This window comes from bacterium (assembly GCA_009926305.1).
Lineage (GTDB): Bacteria > Bdellovibrionota_C > UBA2361 > UBA2361 > RFPC01 > RFPC01.
Map to the genome: position 1 here is coordinate 1 of RFPC01000045.1, position 23,097 is coordinate 23,097.

At 45.3% G+C, this 23,097-nt stretch carries 26 protein-coding genes; 14 read left to right on the plus strand and 12 right to left on the minus strand.

The window, feature by feature from the left end; genetic code table 11:
• Positions 1-282: 282 nt before the first annotated feature.
• Positions 283-573, minus strand: a complete 291-nt coding sequence (locus EBR25_08360; protein ID NBW41000.1) for a hypothetical protein — start codon at positions 571-573, stop codon at positions 283-285.
• Positions 574-672: 99 nt separating this feature from the next.
• Between EBR25_08360 and EBR25_08365 the strand changes: the two genes are divergently transcribed.
• The gene (locus EBR25_08365; protein NBW41001.1) at positions 673-1,896 is read left to right on the plus strand and encodes a hypothetical protein; all 1,224 of its coding nucleotides are present in this window, start codon (positions 673-675) and stop codon (positions 1,894-1,896) included.
• On the opposite strand, the gene EBR25_08370 is transcribed toward EBR25_08365, so the two are convergent.
• Genes EBR25_08370 through EBR25_08380 form a run of 3 tightly spaced genes read right to left on the minus strand, consistent with a single transcriptional unit; the run spans position 1,893 to position 3,297 of the window.
• Positions 1,893-2,489 (minus strand): YraN family protein, encoded by a 597-nt coding sequence (locus EBR25_08370; protein ID NBW41002.1) that lies wholly within the window; start codon positions 2,487-2,489, stop codon positions 1,893-1,895. The two genes, EBR25_08365 and EBR25_08370, sit on opposite strands and share 4 nt — an antisense overlap.
• A complete protein-coding gene (locus tag EBR25_08375) occupies positions 2,263-2,928 on the minus strand; it encodes a ribonuclease HII (GenBank protein NBW41003.1) in 666 nt (221 codons plus the stop codon). Before EBR25_08375 ends, EBR25_08370 begins: the two co-directional genes overlap by 227 nt.
• Positions 2,929-3,297: a hypothetical protein gene (locus tag EBR25_08380; protein NBW41004.1), complete on the minus strand. Its 369-nt coding sequence runs from the start codon at positions 3,295-3,297 to the stop codon at positions 2,929-2,931.
• Between the two features lie 223 nt (positions 3,298-3,520).
• Here EBR25_08380 and EBR25_08385 point away from each other — a divergent pair, with 223 nt between their 5' ends.
• Both EBR25_08385 and EBR25_08390 read left to right on the plus strand, forming a co-directional pair.
• On the plus strand, positions 3,521-4,192 hold the full coding sequence (locus EBR25_08385) for a hypothetical protein (protein NBW41005.1): 672 nt from the start codon (positions 3,521-3,523) through the stop codon (positions 4,190-4,192).
• Positions 4,193-4,330: 138 nt separating this feature from the next.
• Positions 4,331-5,065 carry an LOG family protein gene (locus EBR25_08390; GenBank protein ID NBW41006.1) on the plus strand — a complete coding sequence of 245 codons (735 nt, stop codon included), beginning with the start codon at positions 4,331-4,333 and terminating at the stop codon, positions 5,063-5,065.
• Positions 5,066-5,153: 88 nt separating this feature from the next.
• On the opposite strand, the gene EBR25_08395 is transcribed toward EBR25_08390, so the two are convergent.
• Positions 5,154-5,423: a hypothetical protein gene (locus EBR25_08395; protein ID NBW41007.1), complete on the minus strand. Its 270-nt coding sequence runs from the start codon at positions 5,421-5,423 to the stop codon at positions 5,154-5,156.
• A gap of 118 nt (positions 5,424-5,541) precedes the next feature.
• Between EBR25_08395 and EBR25_08400 the strand changes: the two genes are divergently transcribed.
• The 3 genes from EBR25_08400 to EBR25_08410 are packed head-to-tail and all read left to right on the plus strand — an operon-like array spanning position 5,542 to position 8,437.
• Positions 5,542-6,573: an HAD-IIIA family hydrolase gene (locus tag EBR25_08400; protein NBW41008.1), complete on the plus strand. Its 1,032-nt coding sequence runs from the start codon at positions 5,542-5,544 to the stop codon at positions 6,571-6,573.
• Positions 6,574-6,590: 17 nt separating this feature from the next.
• Positions 6,591-7,535, plus strand: coding sequence for an SDR family oxidoreductase (locus EBR25_08405; protein ID NBW41009.1), 945 nt, complete (start codon positions 6,591-6,593; stop codon positions 7,533-7,535).
• Between the two features lie 26 nt (positions 7,536-7,561).
• On the plus strand, positions 7,562-8,437 hold the full coding sequence (locus EBR25_08410) for a polymer-forming cytoskeletal protein (GenBank protein ID NBW41010.1): 876 nt from the start codon (positions 7,562-7,564) through the stop codon (positions 8,435-8,437).
• A 296-nt stretch (positions 8,438-8,733) separates the two neighbouring features.
• On the opposite strand, the gene EBR25_08415 is transcribed toward EBR25_08410, so the two are convergent.
• Complete coding sequence (locus EBR25_08415) at positions 8,734-9,180, minus strand: 50S ribosomal protein L19 (protein NBW41011.1); 447 nt, start codon at positions 9,178-9,180, stop codon at positions 8,734-8,736.
• Positions 9,181-9,812: 632 nt separating this feature from the next.
• On the opposite strand from EBR25_08415, the gene EBR25_08420 reads away from it, so the two are divergent.
• From EBR25_08420 to EBR25_08450, 7 genes are read left to right on the plus strand one after another with little or no spacing between them, the layout of a single operon-like run.
• The gene (locus tag EBR25_08420; protein ID NBW41012.1) at positions 9,813-10,157 is read left to right on the plus strand and encodes a hypothetical protein; all 345 of its coding nucleotides are present in this window, start codon (positions 9,813-9,815) and stop codon (positions 10,155-10,157) included.
• Between the two features lies 1 nt (position 10,158).
• Entirely contained in the window at positions 10,159-10,362 is a 204-nt protein-coding gene (locus EBR25_08425) for a hypothetical protein (GenBank protein NBW41013.1), read from the plus strand.
• Positions 10,359-11,210, plus strand: coding sequence for a rod shape-determining protein MreC (gene mreC / locus EBR25_08430; protein ID NBW41014.1), 852 nt, complete (start codon positions 10,359-10,361; stop codon positions 11,208-11,210). Before EBR25_08425 ends, mreC begins: the two co-directional genes overlap by 4 nt.
• Positions 11,211-11,219: 9 nt before the next feature.
• Entirely contained in the window at positions 11,220-11,750 is a 531-nt protein-coding gene (gene mreD / locus EBR25_08435; GenBank protein NBW41015.1) for a rod shape-determining protein MreD, read from the plus strand.
• A 24-nt stretch (positions 11,751-11,774) separates the two neighbouring features.
• Entirely contained in the window at positions 11,775-13,652 is a 1,878-nt protein-coding gene (mrdA, locus tag EBR25_08440) for a penicillin-binding protein 2 (GenBank protein ID NBW41016.1), read from the plus strand.
• Entirely contained in the window at positions 13,649-14,791 is a 1,143-nt protein-coding gene (gene rodA / locus EBR25_08445; protein ID NBW41017.1) for a rod shape-determining protein RodA, read from the plus strand. The genes mrdA and rodA overlap by 4 nt, the downstream gene beginning before the upstream one ends.
• Positions 14,792-14,802: 11 nt before the next feature.
• Complete coding sequence (locus tag EBR25_08450) at positions 14,803-15,840, plus strand: hypothetical protein (GenBank protein NBW41018.1); 1,038 nt, start codon at positions 14,803-14,805, stop codon at positions 15,838-15,840.
• 134 nt (positions 15,841-15,974) lie between these two features.
• Here the strand turns inward: EBR25_08450 and EBR25_08455 are convergent, their stop codons facing one another.
• From EBR25_08455 to metG, 6 genes are all read right to left on the minus strand, one after another.
• A complete protein-coding gene (locus tag EBR25_08455) occupies positions 15,975-17,804 on the minus strand; it encodes a hypothetical protein (protein NBW41019.1) in 1,830 nt (609 codons plus the stop codon).
• Positions 17,805-18,027: 223 nt separating this feature from the next.
• On the minus strand, positions 18,028-18,453 hold the full coding sequence (locus EBR25_08460) for a hypothetical protein (protein NBW41020.1): 426 nt from the start codon (positions 18,451-18,453) through the stop codon (positions 18,028-18,030).
• A gap of 44 nt (positions 18,454-18,497) precedes the next feature.
• Entirely contained in the window at positions 18,498-19,154 is a 657-nt protein-coding gene (locus EBR25_08465) for a hypothetical protein (protein ID NBW41021.1), read from the minus strand.
• Between the two features lie 31 nt (positions 19,155-19,185).
• Positions 19,186-19,788, minus strand: a complete 603-nt coding sequence (locus tag EBR25_08470) for a nitroreductase (protein ID NBW41022.1) — start codon at positions 19,786-19,788, stop codon at positions 19,186-19,188.
• A 148-nt stretch (positions 19,789-19,936) separates the two neighbouring features.
• Positions 19,937-20,785 (minus strand): inositol monophosphatase, encoded by an 849-nt coding sequence (locus EBR25_08475; protein ID NBW41023.1) that lies wholly within the window; start codon positions 20,783-20,785, stop codon positions 19,937-19,939.
• Complete coding sequence (metG, locus tag EBR25_08480) at positions 20,712-22,373, minus strand: methionine--tRNA ligase (GenBank protein ID NBW41024.1); 1,662 nt, start codon at positions 22,371-22,373, stop codon at positions 20,712-20,714. The genes EBR25_08475 and metG overlap by 74 nt, the downstream gene beginning before the upstream one ends.
• Positions 22,374-22,690: 317 nt before the next feature.
• Between metG and EBR25_08485 the strand changes: the two genes are divergently transcribed.
• A complete protein-coding gene (locus EBR25_08485) occupies positions 22,691-23,020 on the plus strand; it encodes a 30S ribosomal protein S16 (GenBank protein NBW41025.1) in 330 nt (109 codons plus the stop codon).
• Positions 23,021-23,097: the final 77 nt, after the last annotated feature.

Consider the following 23,097-nt stretch of genomic DNA (forward strand, 5'->3'; position numbering starts at 1 on the left):
GGAATTAATGGCATCTTACACTACACCCGCTTTGTTCTGATTTATCTTCAGGGACAAACTCCCACCCTTGATTACACACTGCCATCATCTTTAGGGATGGGAATCTTTTCTCTTCTGCAAGACTACTCGCCTTATGCACTGTATTTCACGATACTCTGCAGTATAGCGTGGTTATTCCTGTTCGCACAAAATGTTCGAAAAAACCTATTTTCGATGAATGATGCCTTTTCTCTCTCGCTCATTGCCTCTATCGGTTTATCGATCCAAGTCAATAACTACGACTTATCTCTTCTCACTATTCCACTTCTCATTATCATCTCCTCCTTGCATCAAGAGAATAAGCAACTCTTCTTTGGAAAGCTGCTGATTCTCATGTTCATTTGCTTTCATGCCTTCTTCCTGATTTTTGAACGTTACAATCTTCCGATACTGGTACTGCTCGTATTTCTGGTCTGCCTTACTGCTCTTCGTCATGACCACAACAGGGGAGTTTCCACCGCGAGACTGAAATAAAGCACTTGAGGTTCTCGCACTCTCCGCATGCCTCCCGTAAAATGTCATAGAAAACGGCATTTTATATTCCTCTCATGATTCTCGACACCTTGGCCGATTACAGAGAAGGTATAGCAAACCGAATGTGAGGTCCCAATTCACCACCCCAAAGAGATATGCATGGTAAAAATGAATAGAAAGAGGTGGCTTAATTTCGGCATTGTTTTTCTCACTATCATGCTCATCGTGAGCCTAGAAGAACTTTGGTTTGGCTTCATTGAAAACAATGTGCCATCGGGAGTTTCCGTATATAAGCAAGAGAAAGCTGCTCCTGGCCCCAATCTTTTTTGTAGTAGAGATGAGCCACGCGCAGTCCTCTTACATCCTGATGGTCGTATTCTTCACCAATGGTATTCATTGATTGGTGGCAAGAGAGATAAGGGCTGGCACCATGTTGAACTTCTTCCTGAAGGAGATCTCTTTGCGATTGTTAAAGATAAGGGGCTCTTAAAACTTGATAAGATGTCACAACGGATATGGCAATCACCAGGAATGTTTCACCATGATCTTGATACCAATGATGCTGGTGAGATTTTAATCCTTGAGCGAGAACTTACTGATATCACGTGGAAGGGGGATACCTTTCCAATACTTGGAGAGTTTATTGTATTCCTTGCTCAAAATGGAACTCGACTGAGAAGAATTTCACTCAATGAAACTCTCTTGCCGCTCGTGCCCGATTCACATCTCGAAGCCGCTAGAAAATTTGCACAGAACAACCCTCGTAAGGAACTTACGAACGATACATACGCCGATATCTTTCATGTCAATTCAATTGAAATCTTGCGTCAGGACCTCTTGGGCATTCCGGCTTTTAGCGCTCTTCTCCTTTCAGCCCGTGAAATCAACACGATATTCATAATTGATCTTGCAACGGGTGCCCTTCTGTGGTCCTTCGGGCCAGGGGTCTTAGACCATCAACATCAGCCGACACTGCTCTCTAATGGAGAAATTCTCATTTTTGATAACGGTCAAAAACGAGATTGGTCGCGCGTTATAGAACTTACACCTGACTCAGGAGTGATACACTCCTCAATAGAAAGAGTGAACGGAAAGCGTATCTATTCATTTGTGCGGGGAGGCGCGCAACGTCTCAAAAATGGAAACACGCTCATTGTCTCTGGGGAACGCGCTGTTGCCCTGGAGGTAACCCCTGAACATGAACTGGTTTGGTTCTATAAAAATCCAGAATACAGAGTTGTCAGAAAGCGAAAGGCACCATTCATAGATCGAAAAGGACTGATCTATAGGATGGAAAAGATTGAAGACCCCAGCCTCCTCCTATTTCTCGATGATCTGAGGGAAACTACGCCTTCATCTCCCAACGAGAACTCAGTTTCCTAACAAAAAAAGGAGAATGCTCCCCTATAATGGTGATAGTACGGAAAAGGAGCATCATCAACTGCCACAACAAAAAGGTCAAAACGAGTTGCAGCATACCGCTTCTTTTTTCGATAAAAGCCAGTTATTGATACGTATTCATGACTCAATTGATACAAGCGTTTCTTTTTGTCATTTGAAATGATCTCTTGAAGAGGATAACCCTTAAAGCCTCGCTGACGTGTCTTGACCTCAACAAATACGAGCGTGTCGTCTTTGTGACATACGATATCTAATTCGCCAGTACGAGAACGCCAGTTCCGATGTAGAATCACATATCCAGCACGTCTTAATACTTGAACAGCAAACTTCTCTCCCCACTTGCCAAGGTCAAGAGTACTCTGAAAATCCTTCGGGAGGCGGGGTAAAAAAATAATCATCTTTCTCAGATGCAATAAGCAGCTCATCAGAATTTGATGTAAGAAGTGCGCGTTGGATTTCTCCACCAAGCTGAGAAACTGTTCGATATGAAAACCGATGAATCGGAGAGGGTCCATGCTTGATAAGCGCTTTCTTATGCACCGGGGTCGGATACCCTTTATGCTTCTTGAAGTCATATCCCGTAAAAATCGTGTCATAACTCTTCATCAGTCGATCTCGCCACACCTTGGCAAGTATCGATGCTGCGCCAATCTGCCAATGGGTAGCATCTCCCTTGATAATCGACGTATAGGAAAGAGATGTTTCGAGTCTCATATTCCCGTCTACTAGGTTTTCCTCAGCCTGCAAGTAGCTCATAGCCCTTGTCATCGCATGTCGCGTTGCTTCTAAAATATTAAGACGGTCAATAGTTTGGGGGCCAACGGCAATCAGGACCCACTTGTCGGCTTTCTCTAGAATTTCAAATACCAATTGTTCACGCTTTTTTTCGGTCAAACTTTTTGAGTCAGTAAATTGAGGATAAGACACAGTACTGGTAAAGCAGGTGGCTCCTACCACTACAGGCCCAGCAATAGGCCCCCTTCCAACTTCATCGATGCCAGCGATTGTCACCATCTATCTTCTGCTATCCTTATTTCGCAAGCCAAGGTTTGCAACTTTCGTTCCTCCAATGATCCGCGCTCCAAGATAAAGAATTATCGGATACAAAAAAAGTCGCACAAGAAATCGCGGCAACCATGCTTCAACCACGGGGTGTCGCAAAAAAGGGTCTGCCATGCCACCTTGAATTACGTGAGTATCTACTAAAAAGGTTAGAAGTGAACAGCCTGCTAAAAACCAAAACTGATTTAATAAATCTTTCGATTCATAAGAGTTTCTCCTCGTTTTATCCGAAGAGGTAAACTTTTCAAGCCCACTCCAGAGAACTAGGCACAACATTCCAAGTGGTGGAATTGTCCAAAAAGCGTAAAGGGCATAATCCATCTAACCTTCTCCCTCAGAACGAAAGACCTCATCACCCATTGCTCTTCTGGGATGAGGCATGAGATTCATCATATAACACGCCTTCAAACAGGTCTTGAGTTTTGCGATCTACTGCCTTAAGCCCAAGATAGCCCAATTCTACCGAGTTCGCCCTCTTCTCTATGAGAATTTGCTCTCTTGTGAGAACCCTCCGTACACCGTACCTTCAAAGAGGCTGCGTTATATGGATATTTACAGATATTTTCATCCTCATCACAACCCTCGGCTGTTTAGCACTCCCATGCGACAGCAGGAGCTGAGTGAACTTGAACAAGCTTCGTCAGAGTTGCGAAAAGCTCTTGAACGGGCTCGCTTACGGACTGAACGAGGACCCGCTAGTCGAATTCTTCCCTCACACTATGATGACTTATTAAAAGCCGTTCGGTTTATTGAAACTTCTCTTCAGACCCTATGCGATGCGCATGACGGAGATTCGCGTGAGACCCTCAAAGATCTCGTAGCAGAAAGAAAGGGGCTCAGAGGATGGGAGACGTGGGCACGTATCGTCACAGAACAGCTGACGGCTGAAAAAATTACAGGAGAGCAAACTGCCTCAACGCTCGACCAAGTAAAACCACAGGAGCTTGCATCGGAAAGACCTATCCCGACCATGGTTCACACTACAAGTAATCCGGTGGTATCTGAAGGAAGACGGAACCAAGAGTTGACGCTATCAAATAAGAGTTCCTCCTCGGCCCCAGAACATATAATTTCAGCCCCACCTGCGGAGAGCCTCACTATACAACTCAGTCGTAATGCTGGGGCGCTGAATGGCACAAAATCTCCAGAGGCTGGCACAACGCAAGGGCAGCAAGAGGCAGGAAATGAGAATCTCAGAGCGATTCAAGGGGGATAGCGACTCTTTTCCCCTTGAGTACTGGAATAATAACAATTTTTCTCTGTCTTTTCAGGCGTCTCTCGCATCTTATCAGAGAACGGCTCTAGAGCTTCATTTACAGGAAACGAATAGAAAAAAAAGTAAGAAAGAAAAAAAATGACTGCGCACTCCAAACCCCAAGAAGAACAAGAACAGATTCGCAAAGAACGAAAGGGGCGTCGTAAGCACCTTGACGAGCGCTTACGTAACCTACACCAGAGAGCTCTGGTTATTGAACAACAACTCCGTGAACTTGAAGACGGGCAATTTTATAGAGTCTGCATTTTTGGTAGCGCAAGAATCAAACCTGATAGCGTTGAATATGATGAGGCATTCTCTTTAGCTCGAATGCTAGCCTGGGAGGGAATCGATATTCTGACTGGTGGTGGTCCTGGACTCATGGAAGCTGCAAATAAAGGAGCGAAGCTCGGTCAAGAAGAGAAGCAATCGAAAAGCATGTCATTCGGCCTGTCGATTGAGCTTGATTTTGAACCTGAACCAAATCACCACTTAGACGTAAAACGGCATCATCATAAATTCTCATCACGCCTTGATGACTTCATGCGCCTTTCAAATAGCATCGTAGCAACACCCGGCGGCATTGGAACTCTGCTTGAACTTTTTTTCTCATGGCAACTTATACAGGTAAAACACCTATCTCCGCGCCCAATTGTGTTAATGGACAAAAGTTTTTGGTCTGGAGTAATCGATTGGATGAGAGATGTAGTACTTGCTCGTGGGCTAGTCAGCGCTAAAGACTTTGATGTTATTACGATTGCAGATACCCCTGAAGAAGTCTTTCAGGCCATCTCAGAACATCATCAAAAATTCATGCTCGAACACAAGAAGTAGCCTTACGTCTACGAACACAGTATCTGCGAGCACGGCATACCTCCTTCTTATCTAATGCGTTCGCGGGCTTATCTCATGCGTTAGCGGGTTAGTTACGACTGTACTGAGCTATCCACTGAAGCATAATTTTCGCCCAAGCTTGAAAAGAACCGTGTCGATTCTTCCGCTCCCTACCGAGCTGACGAATAAATTCCTCCTCGTCATATTTTCCCTGAGATACTGCATAGAGTTGAGTGCGTAGAGAATGAACTCTCTCACGTGTTTCACAATCTACAAATGTCTCTACTGCTCTTTGATCGGAGGAGCCGACGTTACAGTACGTACTGAGCCAGTAATGAATTTCAGAGTAATACGGCATCGTTCATGTTATTCAGAAAAACGATCTTCTCGCGTAGCGTTTCGTCTCCCTTTCTGAGAATATTCTTCGTATAGTAGCAGAAAGAGGGAAACTCAACACCTCTCTTGTATAACATCTTATGAGAAAGAAAGACGTCCAAAGGGCTCAAATCAAGGAGAAGCGAGAGGAGTATCGCAACCAAGGACTCCGTGTAGGATTTACCTCTGGAGTTTTTGATCTGCTACACCGAGGACATATTGACTATCTTCAGGCTGCTAAACGTGAGTGTGATATTCTGATAGTAGCAGTGAATAGCGACGATTCAGTTCGAGCACTAAAGGGCGATTCACGCCCCATACAGTCAGAGACAGATCGATGTGCTATCATCCAAGCCTTGGAAGTAGTTGATCACGCCTTCATCTTTGAAGAAAAGAACAATAATCTCAACATTACAGAACTTTCTCCTGATATCTATTTAAAAGCAGGAGACTATGGCCGCGCACAACTTACTTCAGCTCCCCTTGTCGAAGAGTACGGTGGTCAAGTGAAGTGTGTGCCATTTGTAAGCGGCCGTTCTTCTTCGTCGATCATCGAAAAAATTATCCATAATTATCTTCCGCAACTTGCATCATCAGAGCCTGATATGCTCCCAGATGCAGCTCCAGCGGCATTCCTTGATCGAGATGGAACTCTTTGTAAGCACGTCCAATACTTAAGCGATCCAGAACAGTTTGAGCTCCTTCCAGGCGTTATCCCTGGCCTCCTTCGACTCAAAGAAGCAGGATTTCGCCTCGTCATTATCACCAATCAACCGGGAATCGGCTTCGGTTATTTTACGAAAGAAGACTTTTATCGCGTTAACCTTGAGATGCTTCGACAACTCAGCGATGCTGGGATACTGATCGATAAGATCTACTTCTCTCCCTATACAAAAGCTGAACAACGCCCCTGTCGCAAACCAGGAACACTCCTCGGAGAACGCGCCATTGCAGAGCTCAATATCGTACGGGAATCCTCGATTATGTTTGGAGACTCAGAAGCAGATATTCAATTTGCAAAAAATTTGGGATGTACAAGCTGTCTGATCAGCGAAGAGTATTCTGGGGAACAATTGCCAGATATTCAGGCAAAAACCCTAGAGGATGGGGTAAATCTCTTCCTGCAAAAATAGAGTGAGAGAGTTCGCGAATGAAAATTCTTGTCACCGGGGCTTCTGGATTCCTTGGAGAGCATCTCGCTGAATATCTGTCTACCAAACAGGGACTTGATGTATTTACCTTGGATCGGGCTCCTCTTTCTTCACGGAGTATGAACAGAAAGAGAAATTGGACATTACCAATTTTGAATACCAACAGCTCGACTGAAGAAATCTATTTAGCACTATCCAAACATCTCCACGCTCATCGCTTTGAGGGAATCATTCACTGTGCCGCTAATTCTCGCCTGAATGAGTGTGAAAATAACCCAATGGCTGCATATCATGCCAACGTCCAATACTCACAAGCCATAATACAATATGCAGGGGAGAGTAATACCTATCTGTGCGGTATTTCGACGGACCTTGTTTTCGATGGGAATACGATACCTCCAACTGGAGGCTTTACTGAGGAGCAAAAACCAAATCCGATTTCGGTCTATGCAAAAACAAAATTCAAGATGGAAAAAGATATCGCTCATCTCGAGAAATTCGGAATGATTCTTAGAACGAGTCTTCTCTATGGTTTCCCAAAGGGAAGAAACGGCGGGCCATTGCAGTGGATACTCACATCACTCCGTGATAACAGGACGATTCCCGCTTTTTTTGATGAGTGGCGAACTCCGCTATATGTATCCGATATGGTGGAAATTATCTGGAAATGTCTTACAGAAAAGCACTCGGGAATACTACACTGCTCTGGAAGCTCTCGTTATTCGCGAGAAGAGTTTACAAGAGAAGTCATTAAGGCCGCAGGTGGTGATCAGTGCCTACTCTCGGCATGCTCGCGAAAGAACCTTCCCTCGCCTCCGTGCCGGCCAGAGGACGTCTCTCTTTCAAATAGAAAACTCGTGCATAGCCTTAAATTTACGCCTTCTGACCTACAAGATGGACTTCGTAAAACTTTCTTAAAACACGAAGTGGCCTCAGGTTGCTGAGATTGGCTTGCATTTTGCCCCCGGGAATGAGAATTCTCAAAGAGATGGACCAGTCATTCGAAGTTTCTGGTCATTTGAATAGCTTAGCAGTACACTGCTCGACAGGGCGGTCTAAAGAAATTGCGAGCCTAACGGAAGTTCAATACCTGAAAAGAGAAGGGGTAAAAGTGGCCTGGTGGAAAAAAGAAAATGAGCAGACAACGTCTACTCCCGAGTCCAAGTCTGAAAGAAGCATCACGAGAAATTCAAAAACAGAGCTTTCTTCGGAACCGCAAGCGTCGGATGGACGAAATTCAGATGAGCTTGAGACAAAATATGGCACGGTGCGCTCTGCTCTAGGAGTAGGGACGGTCATCCAGGGAAAGTTAAGCTTTGATACTCCAGTTCGAATTGATGGGAGTCTTGTCGGTGAGATTTTTTCTTCAAGTGTTCTTATTGTAGGCCCAGAAGGGAGCGTTTCAGCGGATATTAATGTTGAGACACTCATTATACTGGGATCTGTTTCAGGTGAAATAAAAGCTCGAAAGCGTCTAGAAGTATTTTCCTCTGGCGAAGTTGTGGGAAATATCTCAACGCCATCTCTTGTGGTAGAAGACGGAGCCTATTTTGATGGAGTCTGCGCTATGACCTCATCCCCTTCATTAGAAGATTCAGGGAAAGACCCAAAAACTTTAGCTCCCAAAATGAAGACCCCCAAAAATAGTGCGCCAGCTAACACCACAGATAAAGGGTTGAGCGAACAAGAAACTCTTATCCCAATAGCAAAGCAAACTTCTGACAGAACACAGAGTTCTGCGAGTGTACAGTTACATGCTCCAAAGATCACCGAGTCAACAGGGGATAAGGAAAACCCAAAGAAAGAAGCTTCTCGAAAGACGAAAATGGAGAACGCCGTTCACTAATATCTAAGATATCAAGACCCAACACCTCAAGGGAACAAGACAGAAGTTCCATCGGTCGACCGGGCGCTTTTAAAGTTCGTTCATCCCAGATGTACAGAGATTGAAGCAGCCGAATCTTCTAAGCACTAGTCCTCATTACGAGAATATAGGAGTCATTTCGACTCCAATAATCCCCACTAACGAGGAGAAACCAGAGAAGGTCAAGCACCCAGATGCAGAGTAGCCTGCCCTACCGTCTCTTCCCTAGCTGGTTTACTCAATGAATTCCTGTACTGAGAATTCCTGTGCTGAACGAATTACTCAGCAGCGGCTGGAGCCGTCTCGACATCTCCAACGGGTGCATCAACACCAGCGGGAGCCACTGCTGCCACATCACCACGCTGACCAAAGAGTTTCGTTTTAATTCTCGCAGCTTTCCCTCGAAGAGGTCTGAGATAAAATAGTCTTGACCGACGAACTGCTCCGAGCCGTACCACTTCAATCTTCTCGATTCGAGGGCTGTGCAGAAGAAATGTTCTCTCCACTCCTACGTTGTACGAAAGCTTTCTAACGGTAAAAGAGGCATTCGCGTGTTGATCGCTCTTCGAGCGCTTGATGACCACTCCTTCGAATACCTGTATCCTCTCTTTGTTTCCCTCTACGATTCGCGCATGAACCTTCAGGGTATCACCAGCGCGAAAACGAGGGAGCTCCTTCTTGAGATATCCCTGCTCTAATTCTTTAACTAATGCACTTGCTGCCATGACGCGCCATCCTATCTCTCAAAACGAAAGCTAATTTCCTAGCTCTTTCCATTATCTTTTCTCTGGTCTTTTTCTCTCAAAAGAGGAGCTACTCCCTCTACGAGATGCTGGACTAACACAGCAAACCAAAAACAACGAACTCCTCAGAACGCTGCTCTTCTTTTCTCGCCCTATTCGCCACTCGCTGCTGTCTACAGCGCACCTTTATCTTTCGGCTTTGGGCTGGGTGTTACCCTTTCGTGAAAAGCGTAAGGTAGCGTATATTACCAGAAACAGGTTCGGAAACAAGTTGCAGCGGAATATCGCATGCCCCATGACTCTGACCTGACCTGACCATCGTTCGGGATGCTCCCTACTCTGACCACCAAGATGCTCCCTGCTGGCACTCTTCCCTCCTGCTGGCACTCTTCCTACAGATTGGGGGGGGGTGAGTCTCCAGAGTGGTAGGGTAATGATAGTAAATTCAATAGCTTGACACAAAAAGTTGGGAGCCTCTGGAAGTGCTCTTACACCGCTCCAGTGCTAGACACAGCACCTCCTGCTGAGGGGTTAGGGCGGATTCGTTGCCGAATGGCTTGTCAGGAGTTCGCTGAAAATGCCAGGATGGCGTGTGTGTGAAGGAAACAAGACCCGTGCAATATAAGAAGAAAAAAAGCTCTGCTCAGAATCGTCCCGATAAAAATAAAGAGAAGTATATTCAGTCTCTTACTGAGATCCTCTTAGAGCACCAGATTCAAGTTCGTCGTGAGCGTCTTAAGCGCGGCTCTCAGTGGAGCGTTCAAAGTGGCATTTGTCACGTACGGGATGAACTCACCGTGTTTGTTGATAGGGGCCTTTCCCAGGATGACCAGATTGAGTTCTTAATTAGTACCATTCGTCAGCTTCCGATAAACTTCGATGAAACCACACTAAAGAAGCTTCCAAAACAAATACAGCACGTTCTTTTGAGTCGAGTGCCGGAATCAGCCGCTGCCTAAGGTGCAAAAGCCTTTACCTATCACTATTGCTCAACACCAAGTCACCAGTGCTACACACAAGTCACCAGTGCTCCACACGAGTTCTCGTGCTCCTTCTCGTCTCTTTTTAGAGTTCAGGGAGTTCAGAACTGCGATGCCCCTATTTTTCACAAGAAGAGAACCTGAGAATGGGGCGGGTTTGCTTGAAACTCTTCGCCCCTCATGACACCCTTTACATTACCGTACCAAGAGAGGAGAAGTATTCTGGTTAAGCAAAGTCGTACACTGCTATTCGTTACTGCCTATTTTTTCCTGTCTCTCTTTCTGACAGCTGTTAGTGTACGCAATCCAGAAACCGCACAGGTGGGATCGATACTTTTCCAGAGTGTCGCTACGCCCGTGGAAAGAACCGTGATTCGTATCTGGGATAATGTCGAGAGTGTTTGGGATGGCTATCTTTGGCTGGTCGGCACAAGAAGAGAAAACCAACTCCTCCTCACAGAAGTTTCACGACTGGAATCTGAAGTAGTCCGCCTTAGAGAGCTCTCCCAAGAATCCATGGCGCTCAGAGAGATTCTTGAACTCCGTAAGCAAACTGGTTTTGGAGGAGTCGTAGCATCGGTAATCGGAGCAGACCCCTCTGGGTGGATACAAAGTGTTACCATCGATAGAGGTAAGGTTGATGGAATTAAAGTGGATATGCCAGCAGTTCTAGGAGGAGCAGTTGTAGGGCAAGTTCGAGCAGTGTCATCCTCTGCGTCTAATGTTCTTGTGATTACGGATCGCTCCAGTGGGGTCGGTGCTCTTATTCAACGGTCAAGAGCTCGAGGAATCGTGGTTGGTTCTGGAGGAAACGAATGTTTCATGGAGTACGTTCAGAATACAGAGGACGTTGCGATAGGAGATACGGTTGTAACATCTGGTCTTGATGGCATCTATCCAAAAGGACTTGAAATAGGGACGGTTATTGAAATTCAAAGTCCACCCGGTGAAATGTTCCAAAGAATTAGAATCGCCCCTAGTGTTAATCATGAACGCTTAGAGACGCTTTTTATCCTTACCAGTTATAATTAGGAAGTTCTCATGAATCATATCCGTTTGGTTCTAACAGCAATTTGTATGAGCGTGATTGCCCTTGTTATTGAGTCAGTCTTACTGCCAATCGGATTACCAGTAGAGCTTGTCCCCGAAATTGTTCTTATTTTTGTCATGTACATTAGCTTTTTTCAAACGAATGCATTCGGAGCATTTCTGGCCTTTTTATGTGGGCTGCTTGTTGACATGAGTTCTGGTCATCTTTTGGGACCGTGGGCGGGTGCTTATGTGCTTGCCTTTGGCTTAGTCGCGATTATCTCAGATAGAGTCTTTGTTGAATCTCGGACTTCCCTTTCCGTAATTGCCGGAGTGCTGACTCTGCTGACCCATATAGCCTATTTGCTCATCTCAATGGACCCTTTCTCACATATATTAGATGCCAGTGTGCTTCTCATTGGAAAAGCAATTACTACCGCTTTTGTCGCTCCACTCTTTTTCCCTCTCATTAGAAGAATGTTAGGATTTTCCTTGGGAGAAAAAGGCAAAATAAGAAAAATGAGACGCACGATCTCACCGTAAGCGCACCGGGACAAGAGAAAACCTATGTACTCAAGCTACGAGAAGATTCCAATACAACTCCCGCAGCGAATCTATGTATTCCTACTCGCGCTGCTATGTGCCTTTTTCTTAATTGCCGCTCGACTCTGGTACTTACAAGTCATCAAAGGCGGTAGTTTCGCAGAACAGTCAAAAAATAATCGCCAACGGACTGTCTCAGTCCCCCCTGCACGAGGCATCATACGAGATCGCAATCAAGTTCCGCTGGCAACGAATAGACCAGCCTTCAACATACAAATGTATCTCCAGGAGGTCACAGAAGTAGATGCAACGATTGAACATCTTGCTGACATTCTCGATGTATCTCCTGACGATCTTCACCATCAGCTCCACAAGCAAGGAGGACCTCGATTTCGTCCACGCGTTCTTGTAAGAGACGCTACTCGCGAACAAGTAGAGCGGGTCTTATCACGAAGACTCTCTCTACCGGGAATTTCGGTAAGTCACTATCCCATCCGTTTTTATAACGAGGCTTCTCTCGCGGCACACGTCATTGGTCATATTCGTGAAATCAATAAGGCTGAGCTCATTCAACCAGATTTTCGAGGTTACTATCAGCGGGGTGATGTCATCGGAAAGTATGGATTAGAGGATACATGGGAGTTGTATCTTCAAGGACGTCGAGGACGAAACAGCTTTCTCGTGAATGCGCATAGCGTAAAAATTCAAGATCTCTCCGATCAGACAAAGGCTATTCCAGGAAATATTCTGCAACTTACGATTGATAGAGACATTCAACAGGCTGCTGATCGGGCTCTCTCCGGAAAATCTGGAGCTATCGTTGCACTTGTACCGCAGACTGGTGAAATTCTCGCCCTTTCCTCAGCTCCGAACTTTGATCCAAATATTTTTACCGGTGAATTGACGAAAGCTCAGTGGGAAGGGCTCAGCCAAGGAAAAGAGCGAAAGCTTTCAAACCGAGCTGTGCAATCTGTATATCCGCCTGCTTCATTATTTAAAACCTTTTTGGGAGTAGCTGGACTTGAAGAAGGATTGATTACGAAAAAGACAACGGAATATTGTCCTGGATACCATACTGTGGGGGATAGAACGTTTCGATGTCACAAACACGACGGACATGGTGCTGTTAATCTAGAAATGGCTCTTTCTGTCTCGTGTGATGTATTTTTTTATATCCTTGGACAACGGCTTGGGATTGACCGTATTCATGAATATGGCTCTAAATTCGGTCTCGGGAAGGCGACCGGTCTTGAACTTGTTCAGGAAGCCAGTGGACTAATTCCGTCTACTGAGTGGAAACAAAAGCGTTATGCTGGCACTCCAGAGTCACGTTGGTTCCCAGGAGAAACTCCGTCTGTCGCTATCGGCCAAGGGGCAACATCTGCTACGCCCCTGCAATTAGCTGTCGCAATGTCTGCTCTCGTTAATGGGGGAACAATTTATCGCCCCTATCTCGTCCAAGGCGTCTATTCTCATGACGGCAAGACGGAAAAAGATTCCTTCAGACCAAAGATGCTCTCTCAACTGAATGTAGAGAAAAAACATCTGATGCAAGTGCAGAACGCGTTGAAAAGTGTGGTACACGGGAAAAGAGGAACGGGTAAGCTTGCACAACTGCCAAAGGAATGGAATATCTCTGTTGGTGGCAAGACCGGGACATCTCAGGTGGTATCTCTTCATTCAAAAACCGAGAAAAGAGAACATGAACACCATGCTCTCTTTGCTGCCTTCGCTCCGTCAGAGGCTCCAGAGATCGTCGTGGTAGCGGTAATTGAACATGGAGGGAGTGGAGGAATAGCTGCAGCTCCCGTAGTTCGCCAGGTACTAGAAGCCTTCTTTGTCAAAAGCCGAGCACTATCTGTTCCTCCAGCCGTACGACACCCTGAGGATGTGAATACATGATTCAAGAAGTAAAGACCTTTACAAAATCTCTCGACTGGATCCTTATCATGCTTGTTGGGATTCTTCCGGTTATAGGACTTGCTGTGTTATACAGCGCGAGCTTTGACCCAGACATTGAGCATAGGTTTTTCTTTTGGTCGTTTAATAGCCACCTCGTTTTTCGCCAATTAAATTATTTCCTCATATCGCTCGTCTTTATGTTTATTGTAGCGTCGATACCACCCCGCTTAAGCTACCGATTTGCGCATGTTGCCTATGCCAGTGCCCTGCTCCTGCTCTTGTCCGTACTTGTGTATGGCACAATATCCAATGGTTCAAGAAGATGGCTTCATCTCGGCTTCATTAATCTGCAACCCTCAGAGCTTATGAAGGTAGGGGTGATTCTCGCTCTTGCCCGTTATCTCTCTCGCGTTCCGCCGAAAGATGGGCTTTATACGTGTAAAGAGCTGTTTATGCCGGCATGCATTGTTCTCCTTCCAATGCTCGTCATACTTCGACAACCAGACCTCGGAACGGCGCTCTCTATCGGTGCAATAGGCGCATCGATGATTCTTTTTATTGGTGTGAAAAGAAGCGTACTTTTTGGGCTTTCAATTTTCAGTACCATAGGAGGAGCCGTTGGTTGGCTCTGGTTTCTACACCCGTATCAAAAAAAGCGTATTCTGACGATGTTTAACCCCGAAGCCGATCCTCGAGGTTCGGGTTATCAAATTATTCAATCAAAGATAGCTGTTGGCTCCGGAGAGCTTTTCGGGAAAGGATACCTAGAGGGTTCACAAACTCGACTAGAATTCATTCCAGAAAGGACTACCGACTTCATTTTTTCAGTTTTTGCTGAAGAGTGGGGATTCCTTGGCTCAATGGTCATCCTCGGTCTCTATCTTTTGTTACTGCTTCGACTTCTTACTCAATCGACCAAGGCCAAAGAGTATTTTGGCGTATTAGTAACCGTTGGGGTTGTCGGAATGATCTTTTTCCATGTTTTCGTAAACCTCGGAATGGTTGTAGGATTTCTACCAGTGGTGGGCTTGCCCCTGCCACTGATGAGTTATGGAGGATCTTCGCTCATGACAACGTTTTTCTCAATTGGCCTTGCACTTTCTGTAACGGCGCAGCGAAGTGTATTCTCCTATCGATAGATGAGTGATGTATGAACTCTAATCAATTTCTTGCCTTTTTCCTTTTCAACTGGCTCGTCTTGTTCGCCCTGCATGTAAGTGCGCAGGAGTCAACTGAGTTGACTCTTCCTCTTGAAGTATTTCCTCACGAGCTCGCTGAAAAACAGCTTGAAGAGCAGATACTCAAGAGAGCAAGTATTGATTATCGACACACTGTAAAACGGACGACTGAGGGACTTCCACGCTCAACATTTATCTGGGAAGTAGCAACAGTAGAAAACCAGATAGCGATTGAAGAGCTTCGCTTTGAATTCGAGACGGAACAAAAGAAAAACTCTGGTAGAGCAGACTTTACGGTAAGCCTCCGCTATCAAGATGAAGCGTTAGTAGTTGTCCACTCCAAACCGATGATGGCTCAGTATGTAAACGGAATAAAGGTAGAGCGATCGGAAGAGGAGAAAGCAAAGTGGGGAGGATTTCTCTATGGCAATGAGGTCCCGGGAGTACTGTTCATTATCCCTCGAACAAGACAAAAGTCGGGATTTCCTCTCCTACTCTGTCCTCGCTTTGGCATACAACAAAATGGAGCTCTTGTAATACAAGGGAGAGATCCCAAAACGAAACTAAAGCGAATTTCAGCGAAACTATCTGGTGGCACCCATATCGATTTTCCAACGAGCTATACCGCGGGGAGTGCTACTATTCGCTATGAATCAATACGAGTAGCTGAACCTGAAATTCGAGAAGGTGTCGTAATCAAAAATGATCCGTCATTCTCATTTCTTTACCGACCTACCTCTTCTACTGAAGAAATGTTTACCCCAGAAGAGAGCGGAATCACTCCCGTGGGACTCGTATCACACGTGCGTTTGAAGAATCCAGTTGGATATACAGCTCATATTCGACACGCTTTGATTACTTGGATTAATCAGATGAACCCTCCATCCTCTACAAAATTCCACTTCAAACAAATGGGACAAGCTCGAAAAGAGGATTTAGGACCTGGTAGTTGTTTTCACATATTCCCGGCTGAGCATGTAACTACTCAATACTCCACTCCTGCCTCGTAAAGAGGAACTATTCTTCCCGGTAATGTTCTGTATACAGCTTCCTGCTAAACGTCCCTTCACGAAAAGGAAGAATTATTCGAAAGAAAGCTGTCTTGATTTTAGGCTACTGCAGTAAGACCCTCAAAGAGCTCAGATCATCGCCTCTTTGGTCCAAGGATATCCCTTAACTCTTTGCCCGCTTCTTTTGCCCAGTCCTCAACTATTCCACCAATATCGCGACCAATACCGCGGGAGCCTCTCTGAACACCTTTGTCGATTTCTCTACCGAACTGATTAGAATATGATTGTTTGATTGCACGAACATATACTCTTTGTGCTTGCTGTGCGTCTCTTGCATGAGACCTCAATGCCCCAAGGTAATCCTTAGCTCCCTGAAGTCTGTCCCTTGCCTCTTGATTGCGCTCAGATTGTTCAAGAAGTTTCTTGAGTTCTTGCTCTTGAAGCGAGAGCCCATCAGCTTTTTGAAGATTTGATAAGGCGCTTGCACCCGCAAGTCCTTCTATCATGTTTTCAACCGCCTTGACTCGCTGCTCCGAAGAGCCAGTCAGTACACCAGAAAGCTCTAACTGCTCATTGACATTTTGAATTGCTGTTTCGCGTTCTGCATGCTCAGTCACAAGTTTCGTAAGATATGCTCTTAACTCCTCTGTCTTTCCTTTATATGCACTAGCAGCAGTATTTGAATTCCTATAGGGGTCCACTTGAGCAAGATCATCGAGGCCAAAGTCAACTCCACCACCAGCAATAGAATTCGGAAAAGGATTGATGGTACCTCCAGCTGCAATAGTGGCCAGATTACTCTTGATATCGTGAGTTCGGTAACTATCCACCTTTGCTTTTACATCAGAAGATACCTCTATACTCCCCAGATCTTTGAGCAACGTATCTACCTTGCGTCCACCAAGCTGTTGCTGCATTCGCGTATCAAACTGAAGTTGTGTCTGATACTCTCGCTGAGCAAGATTCATAATCTGCTGTTCTGCTCTCTGTAAATCTCTTAAATCCCTCTCGTTTTGTCTTCTCAGCATTTCAATTTGTCTTGCGGGATCTGCTGCAACATCAATCGATATCTTGAGTTTGTCTTTGGCTTCTTTTTCTATTTCCCGACCCGCCTTTTGTGCCCAACGACTTACCGCCTGAGACAATCTTCTTGGATCACTATTCTGCTCTATACATTCAAGGAGATCAGTTTTATGTCGGAGTGTTAAGTCAGCTATCAGTAGCTCTTGATGCACTGATTTGAACACAGCCACTAATTCCTCATGAGAAGCTGCTGATAGATCTCTTCCGGAGCTCTTAACAGCAGTAGACGGTGAAGAAGTATCACGGCCTAAGGCGGATTGAATTACCACGGCATTCAGCCCCTGTAACATCTCTTCTTGCCACTTTGAAGCATCTTGCACTCGCACCTGATGCTCCACTTCCTTAAAACTCATCTGAAACTCAATACCACCATTTTTATTTAAGGAATATTCAACCTTTCCACCCTCATTTTCAATTTGTTCGAGCAGCTTATGCAGCTTTTTGGTTGTTTCAGGAGCATTAGTAGCGCTTGGATCAACTACAAGCTCTCTAAAACCTTCAATCGTAATTCCCTTCGGCTTGAAAACTTTCGGTTGAACCTGCGTTGCAACAGGATCTTGAGTGCTTGGATTCGTTATTTGTACTTCTGGTGTTACGGATGGTGATGCTTCTGGCGTGGAAGATGTCGCTGCTTCTCGAGTGTTTCTTTCGCCTTCTTGCTTTTCCTTCTGTCGCTCTTGGGTTTCAGCTATATCAGAAGAAATTGCATCTAAGACTGAACTATCGTTACCGACTGCTTCTTGCGCTTGTATTTTAGACCGGTGAGAAGTTCCGATAAGTGCTGAGTCCAGAGCTTCCGATATTGGTTGCTGCTTCTCTGGCTGAGGGGTCGCGTTTGGCTCGCTCTCTTGACTTTGTTCTGGTGTAATTCCGATTGTCATTCTAAAAACCTCTTCTTTTACCCCCGTGATAAAACCTCACCTTATACAATCTGACTGCTACCGAGATCGTATTGGGCTGGGTATGTCTGTTATGTACTGTTTGAGATGAGGTGTATCTTATATTCTATAAGCTATTGAATTATTGGCCTTTTAGATTGGCTCCTGCCCAATATAGGCTGAAATTTTCTCTTTCATTTTGACCGAAGAGGGTCTTCAGAAAGTGTTATGACTCTCCGTAAAGCTCGACAAAGGCACTTAAATGCACCTCAAGATTTGCTAACGTTCGAGCTAATACCGCCCAGTCTCCAACTTGTAACTGCTCCCGTTCATAATTTAGGAAAGCAGCAACCGTTCGATATCCTGCCGATACTTCAAGCTGGAAAGGTTCACTTCCTGCAGGCATCATCCCTTTTGAGGAAGGGCTTCTTACAAAATCAACAGATACAAATAAGTCTCTCAAAGAACTCGCAAGCTTTGGTAGCTCTTGCTCACAACACTCAATACGATCACTGAAATCAATTCCTCGAAGCGTCAAGATAACCTCTTTAGCAGCACTAACAAGTGCTACCGTTGTCTGCGCCGGGTCATCTAAGAGCGTAAAATCAACACTTCCGCCAATAGCAACGATTCCTCCAGCTCTTTTTCCCATTACTATACTCTCTTATCTAACACGCCCTATAATCACAATAAGCATTATATTTTTCTTAACTCAACAAATACTTCATTCTCCATCATCTCGGCAACAAAATAGTTGCCCTTCAGGAAAGGGCCTGGATTTACCAACGTAGTATTTTCTATTTTTTGAATCGCTTGTGACTCATGAATATGCCCTGAGAAGAAAAGAGTGGGTTGATACTTCTCTATAAAGCTTCTCACCGCGTGACTTCCAACATGTCCGGCAAGGAGCGAACGGTCGAGTTCTGTTGCAAACGGAGGCTGATGGACGACGGCAATAAGATGCTTCTCCTCGTTATAACCCTCCATCTGATGCGAAAGAGCCTCTTGCAAGGATTGCTCACTGCGCTCGTTTGGTGTCTTTGTAGGACAAGGAAGAGAGCCTCCGACTCCCACAATATAAAAATCGTGAACTTCACGAGGCCCGTTCTCTAATGAGCAATGATGTGCGCTGAGAAACTTATTCACTTCTGGATAATCGCAGTTCCCCGTTACCCCTAATACGAGAGGCACTCGCTCAAGAAGGGAAGTCAACACATCTGCTGCAGCTTGGGACTTTCCAAAATTAGTAATATCCCCACCAAGAAGTACGAGATCGCAGTCTTCAGCTTCCCAAAGTACGTCTTCAAGCTTATCTGTTCGTGAGTGGATATCAACAAGCCCAAGAATCCTCATGAACTATCTCCCATAGAATTGCGCAGTATCCTCAGGAATCAAAAGAGAATCTCCCTTCAGAAACAATTTCTGCTAGCTTTTTTCTATCGGAGGGAACCTCAATCTCACGGAGTTCGTCAGAGAGAATATCCGCAGAAGCAGGTTTTCCTACAACAATCATGGCTGCCATTGAAAATCCTTGAGGCACCTCTAAGATATCGATGGCCTTTTGCCTATCAAATCCACCCATCGGATGCGCCACAAGATCAAGCTCTGTGGCTTGAAGAAGTAAATTTTGCATTGCAGCGCCACTATCAAGTTGAGCTACTGCATTGTGTGCGCCACTGCTCGTAAAACTTTCCTTATAAATGAGCGCTATCAGGTGAGATCCGTTACAGCACCATGCCTGGTTCGCTGGCACAAGAAGAGAGAAGAAGTCATCCCAATACGGAGTTCCCTTTTCAGCCCAAAGAAATCTCCATTCTTGCTCATTATATGAAGATGGGGCCCATCGGGCAGCCTCAAAAAGGGTCATGATATTATCCCGAGATACGTGCTCGCCTGACATTGCTCTTGGTGACCACCGTCGAAGAATAACATCAATAACGGGGTGTTCAGTACTCCTATACTTTTGAATATCTATCTTTTGATTCACCTCTATCTCCCCTATAAAACTTCAAGCTTTGACTCATGGTAGCAAAGAGAAACGCGTTATTATAGAGAGGTTCTTAAAGAATACATTCAGAAAATCTCGATGTTGGATAAAAGAGTATGAGGGATATCATGCATCACTCAACAGAAGACTACTCAAGAAGGGCTAGAAGATCAGAGTGGATAGAGTGATGAGCGGCAACAAGGTATCGGATATGTAAGGGGGCAAAATGGAAAACAACTTCAGCTCCGGACTCATCTGTTATAAGCGCTCCACTTTCTTTGACCAGTAGGACCAATGGACAAATATCCCACTCCTGATGCTGTGTGATACGAATAGTCAGAGCATCGACCTCGCCAGTTAAAAGAAAATAGAATCCATGTGCCGTGCCAAGCTCTTTTTCATAAATCAACTCGGCTTTCTCTATTCCTCCATTGCGAACATAGATAGACCCTGGCTCGAGAGTCTTTGGTGAAGTGATCTTTAGTCGTTTTTCGTTACAGAAGGCACCTTCTCCTTTCGCTGCCCAAAAGAACATCTCCAGGGCTGGAAAGTACGCGATAGCAAAAACGACCTCTCCACTGGGCACTACGAGACCAAGCAACACGCCGAACTCTCGATTCCCGTCAATGAAGTTTTGTGTTCCGTCAATTGGATCTAGAACCCATACTGCCTCCGCTTCAGAGATGTCCTCTGAAATCGGCAACTCTTCGGAGTACAGTCCATAACGAGGAAAACACTGCGTGAGCTCACCCTGAAGCATTTCATTCACTGCAATATCGACGGATGTTACTGGTGAACCATCAGACTTTACCTTGACATGAAAAGGTCGTCGCTCTTCACCCCCCGGCCAATGTGAAAGAGCAAAATCACCCGCTTGTCGAACAAGTTTGAAAAGAAATTCGCGTTCACTACTGGAGAGCACTCTATTCTGAGACATACTCAAGCTTATCGAATAGAATCGAAATTTCACCGAATGGATGTCCTGCCGATGGTCCATGTAAAGCCTGAGCCCAGAGCTTCTCTTCGGAGCTCCCCCAAAGCATTTCTAGCAATCGACCTGCTGCATGCGGAAGAAAGGGTTGAAGACAGACTCCTAAAGTGTGTATGCCCTGAATACAAAGGGCCAATGTCGCCCTCGTTCGCCCTTCGTCCTCTTTGCGAGTTTTCCACGGCGCCCTTTCGTCTACAAAGCGGTTACACTCCCTTGCGAACTCCATCAACGTCTCAAGTGCTCCCTTATAGTGATGTTCTCGTAGTTGAGAGGTCACCTTTTGAAACAATTCCTCTCTGCATGCAAGGAACTCGCGATCAACATCATCAAGCACCGTTTCATCATAGTCAGGAGAATTTGGCCCATAGTGCTTCGCGGTAAAACTCAGAATCCGATTTACGAAGTTTCCAATAGTATTTGCAAGGTCCGTATTGTTCTTCTGAATAAGATCCTCTGGCTTAAAAACGCCACGTGCCCTTTCGGGCGCTATCGATGTCAGATAGTAACGCAATGCATCTGGACTTTTCCCTGAACTCAAATAATCTCTTATCCAAACAGCTGTCCCCCGTGATTTTGAGATCTTCTCAACTTCTTTCCCTGGAAATTGAATATTAAGAAATTGATTTGCCACAACTCCTGAAGGCAACTCATAGCTTCCTTCAGCAGAGAGCATCGCTATCCAGATAATACAGTGGAAAATTGTATTATCCTCCCCAATGTAATGCAGAATCTCCGTATCAGAAGATTTCCACCATTCCTCATAGGAACCTCTATTCGAGGCTTTTAAAAACTCTTCAGTATTTGAAATGTAGCCAATTGGCGCATCAAACCAGACATAGAGTACTTTCCCCTCGGCATCAGGTTCTTCAAGCGGAACCGGTATCCCCCATGAAAGATCTCGAGTCATAGAGCGCTCTATTAGCCCTGTCCCAAGCAGTCCTTTCAAAAATGACTTCGTATGGTCACGCAAGAAACTCTTCTCGTACCAATCTTTGACTTGCCCTTCAAAGCGTCCGAGGTCGATATACCAATGAACCGTCTCTCGAATGCTGGCAGACTCTCCGGAAATAACACTATGAGCATCAGTTAAGTGATCAACATCGAGTGCCTTACCACACTCCTCACACTGGTCTCCATTCTGCTCTACGGCATTACAATAGCCGCATGTACCCTTTACAAAACGATCTGGCAGGAACATGTTCCGTGCCTCATCAAAAAACTGCCTACCCGTTATTTTCTTTAAATACCCCTTCTCATTGAGCGACAAGAAAAAGTTTTGGCTAAACTGATAGTGATACGGATTTTGACTTGTTCCACTGTAAATATCGAAGTTGATGCCAAGCTGCTTGAAATCCTGCTGATGAGAGTCGTGATAATATTTCGCTGTCTCCGCAGGAGTTCTTCCCTCCTTCTCGGATGTCAACATGATAGCGACCCCATGGTCATCCGAACCACAAATAAAGAGCACCTCCCGTTCCTCTAACCGTTGAAATCGCACATAGATATCCGCTGGAAGGTAACAGCCGGCAAGGTGACCGACATGGAGATGGCCATTGGAATACGGAAGGGCGGCGGTAACGAGCAGCTTTTTCATGGACCGTGAGGTTACCACATTTCATTTTTTTTGAATAGAGTTTCAGGTAGTTACGGAGCTCCCCCCTTCCTCTGGTCTCCCCCACCCGAGCGATAGTTCCATCCCACCCAATAAGACGGGAGATTTCTCCCCTGAAAATTGGCTTCTCTCCCCTTTTTTGCTATCTTTTCGGTTCCTTGTTGACCACTCCTCTCTAAGGTCGAACACGGAACGGCTCGATACAACTGGTAGCAGCTCAGGAAAAAGAGCGGCTCCGAGAAACGAGTATTTACCATTTTTGGGACAATGTAAGGTAGACGAACAATTTGAGGTAGATAATGTCAGTAACTTTAAGACTACAACGCAGAGGACAGACCAAGAGACCATTCTATCGACTCGTAGCCGCCAATACCGAGGCCCGTCGTGACGGTCGATATCTTGAGCTTGTTGGTACCTACAATCCAATGGTTAATCCTCCCGAAATTACGATGAAGGAAGATAGAGTAAAGCATTGGATTGCCTCTGGAGCCCTTCAGTCAGATATGGCTCGTGCTCTGATCAAGAAACAAATTCCTGGGCTCATTGAAGCAAAAGAAGCAAAGAGAAAAGAGTCAATTCAAGCAAAGAGAGCGAAGCGAAAGACAAAGCCGAGCACCAAGAAAAAGTAAGCACTTAGCTTCGAACAACGTGAGGTGCAAAGATTAAAGAGCGTGCTCGTCGCAGCCCTACGTCTATTCAACCTCAT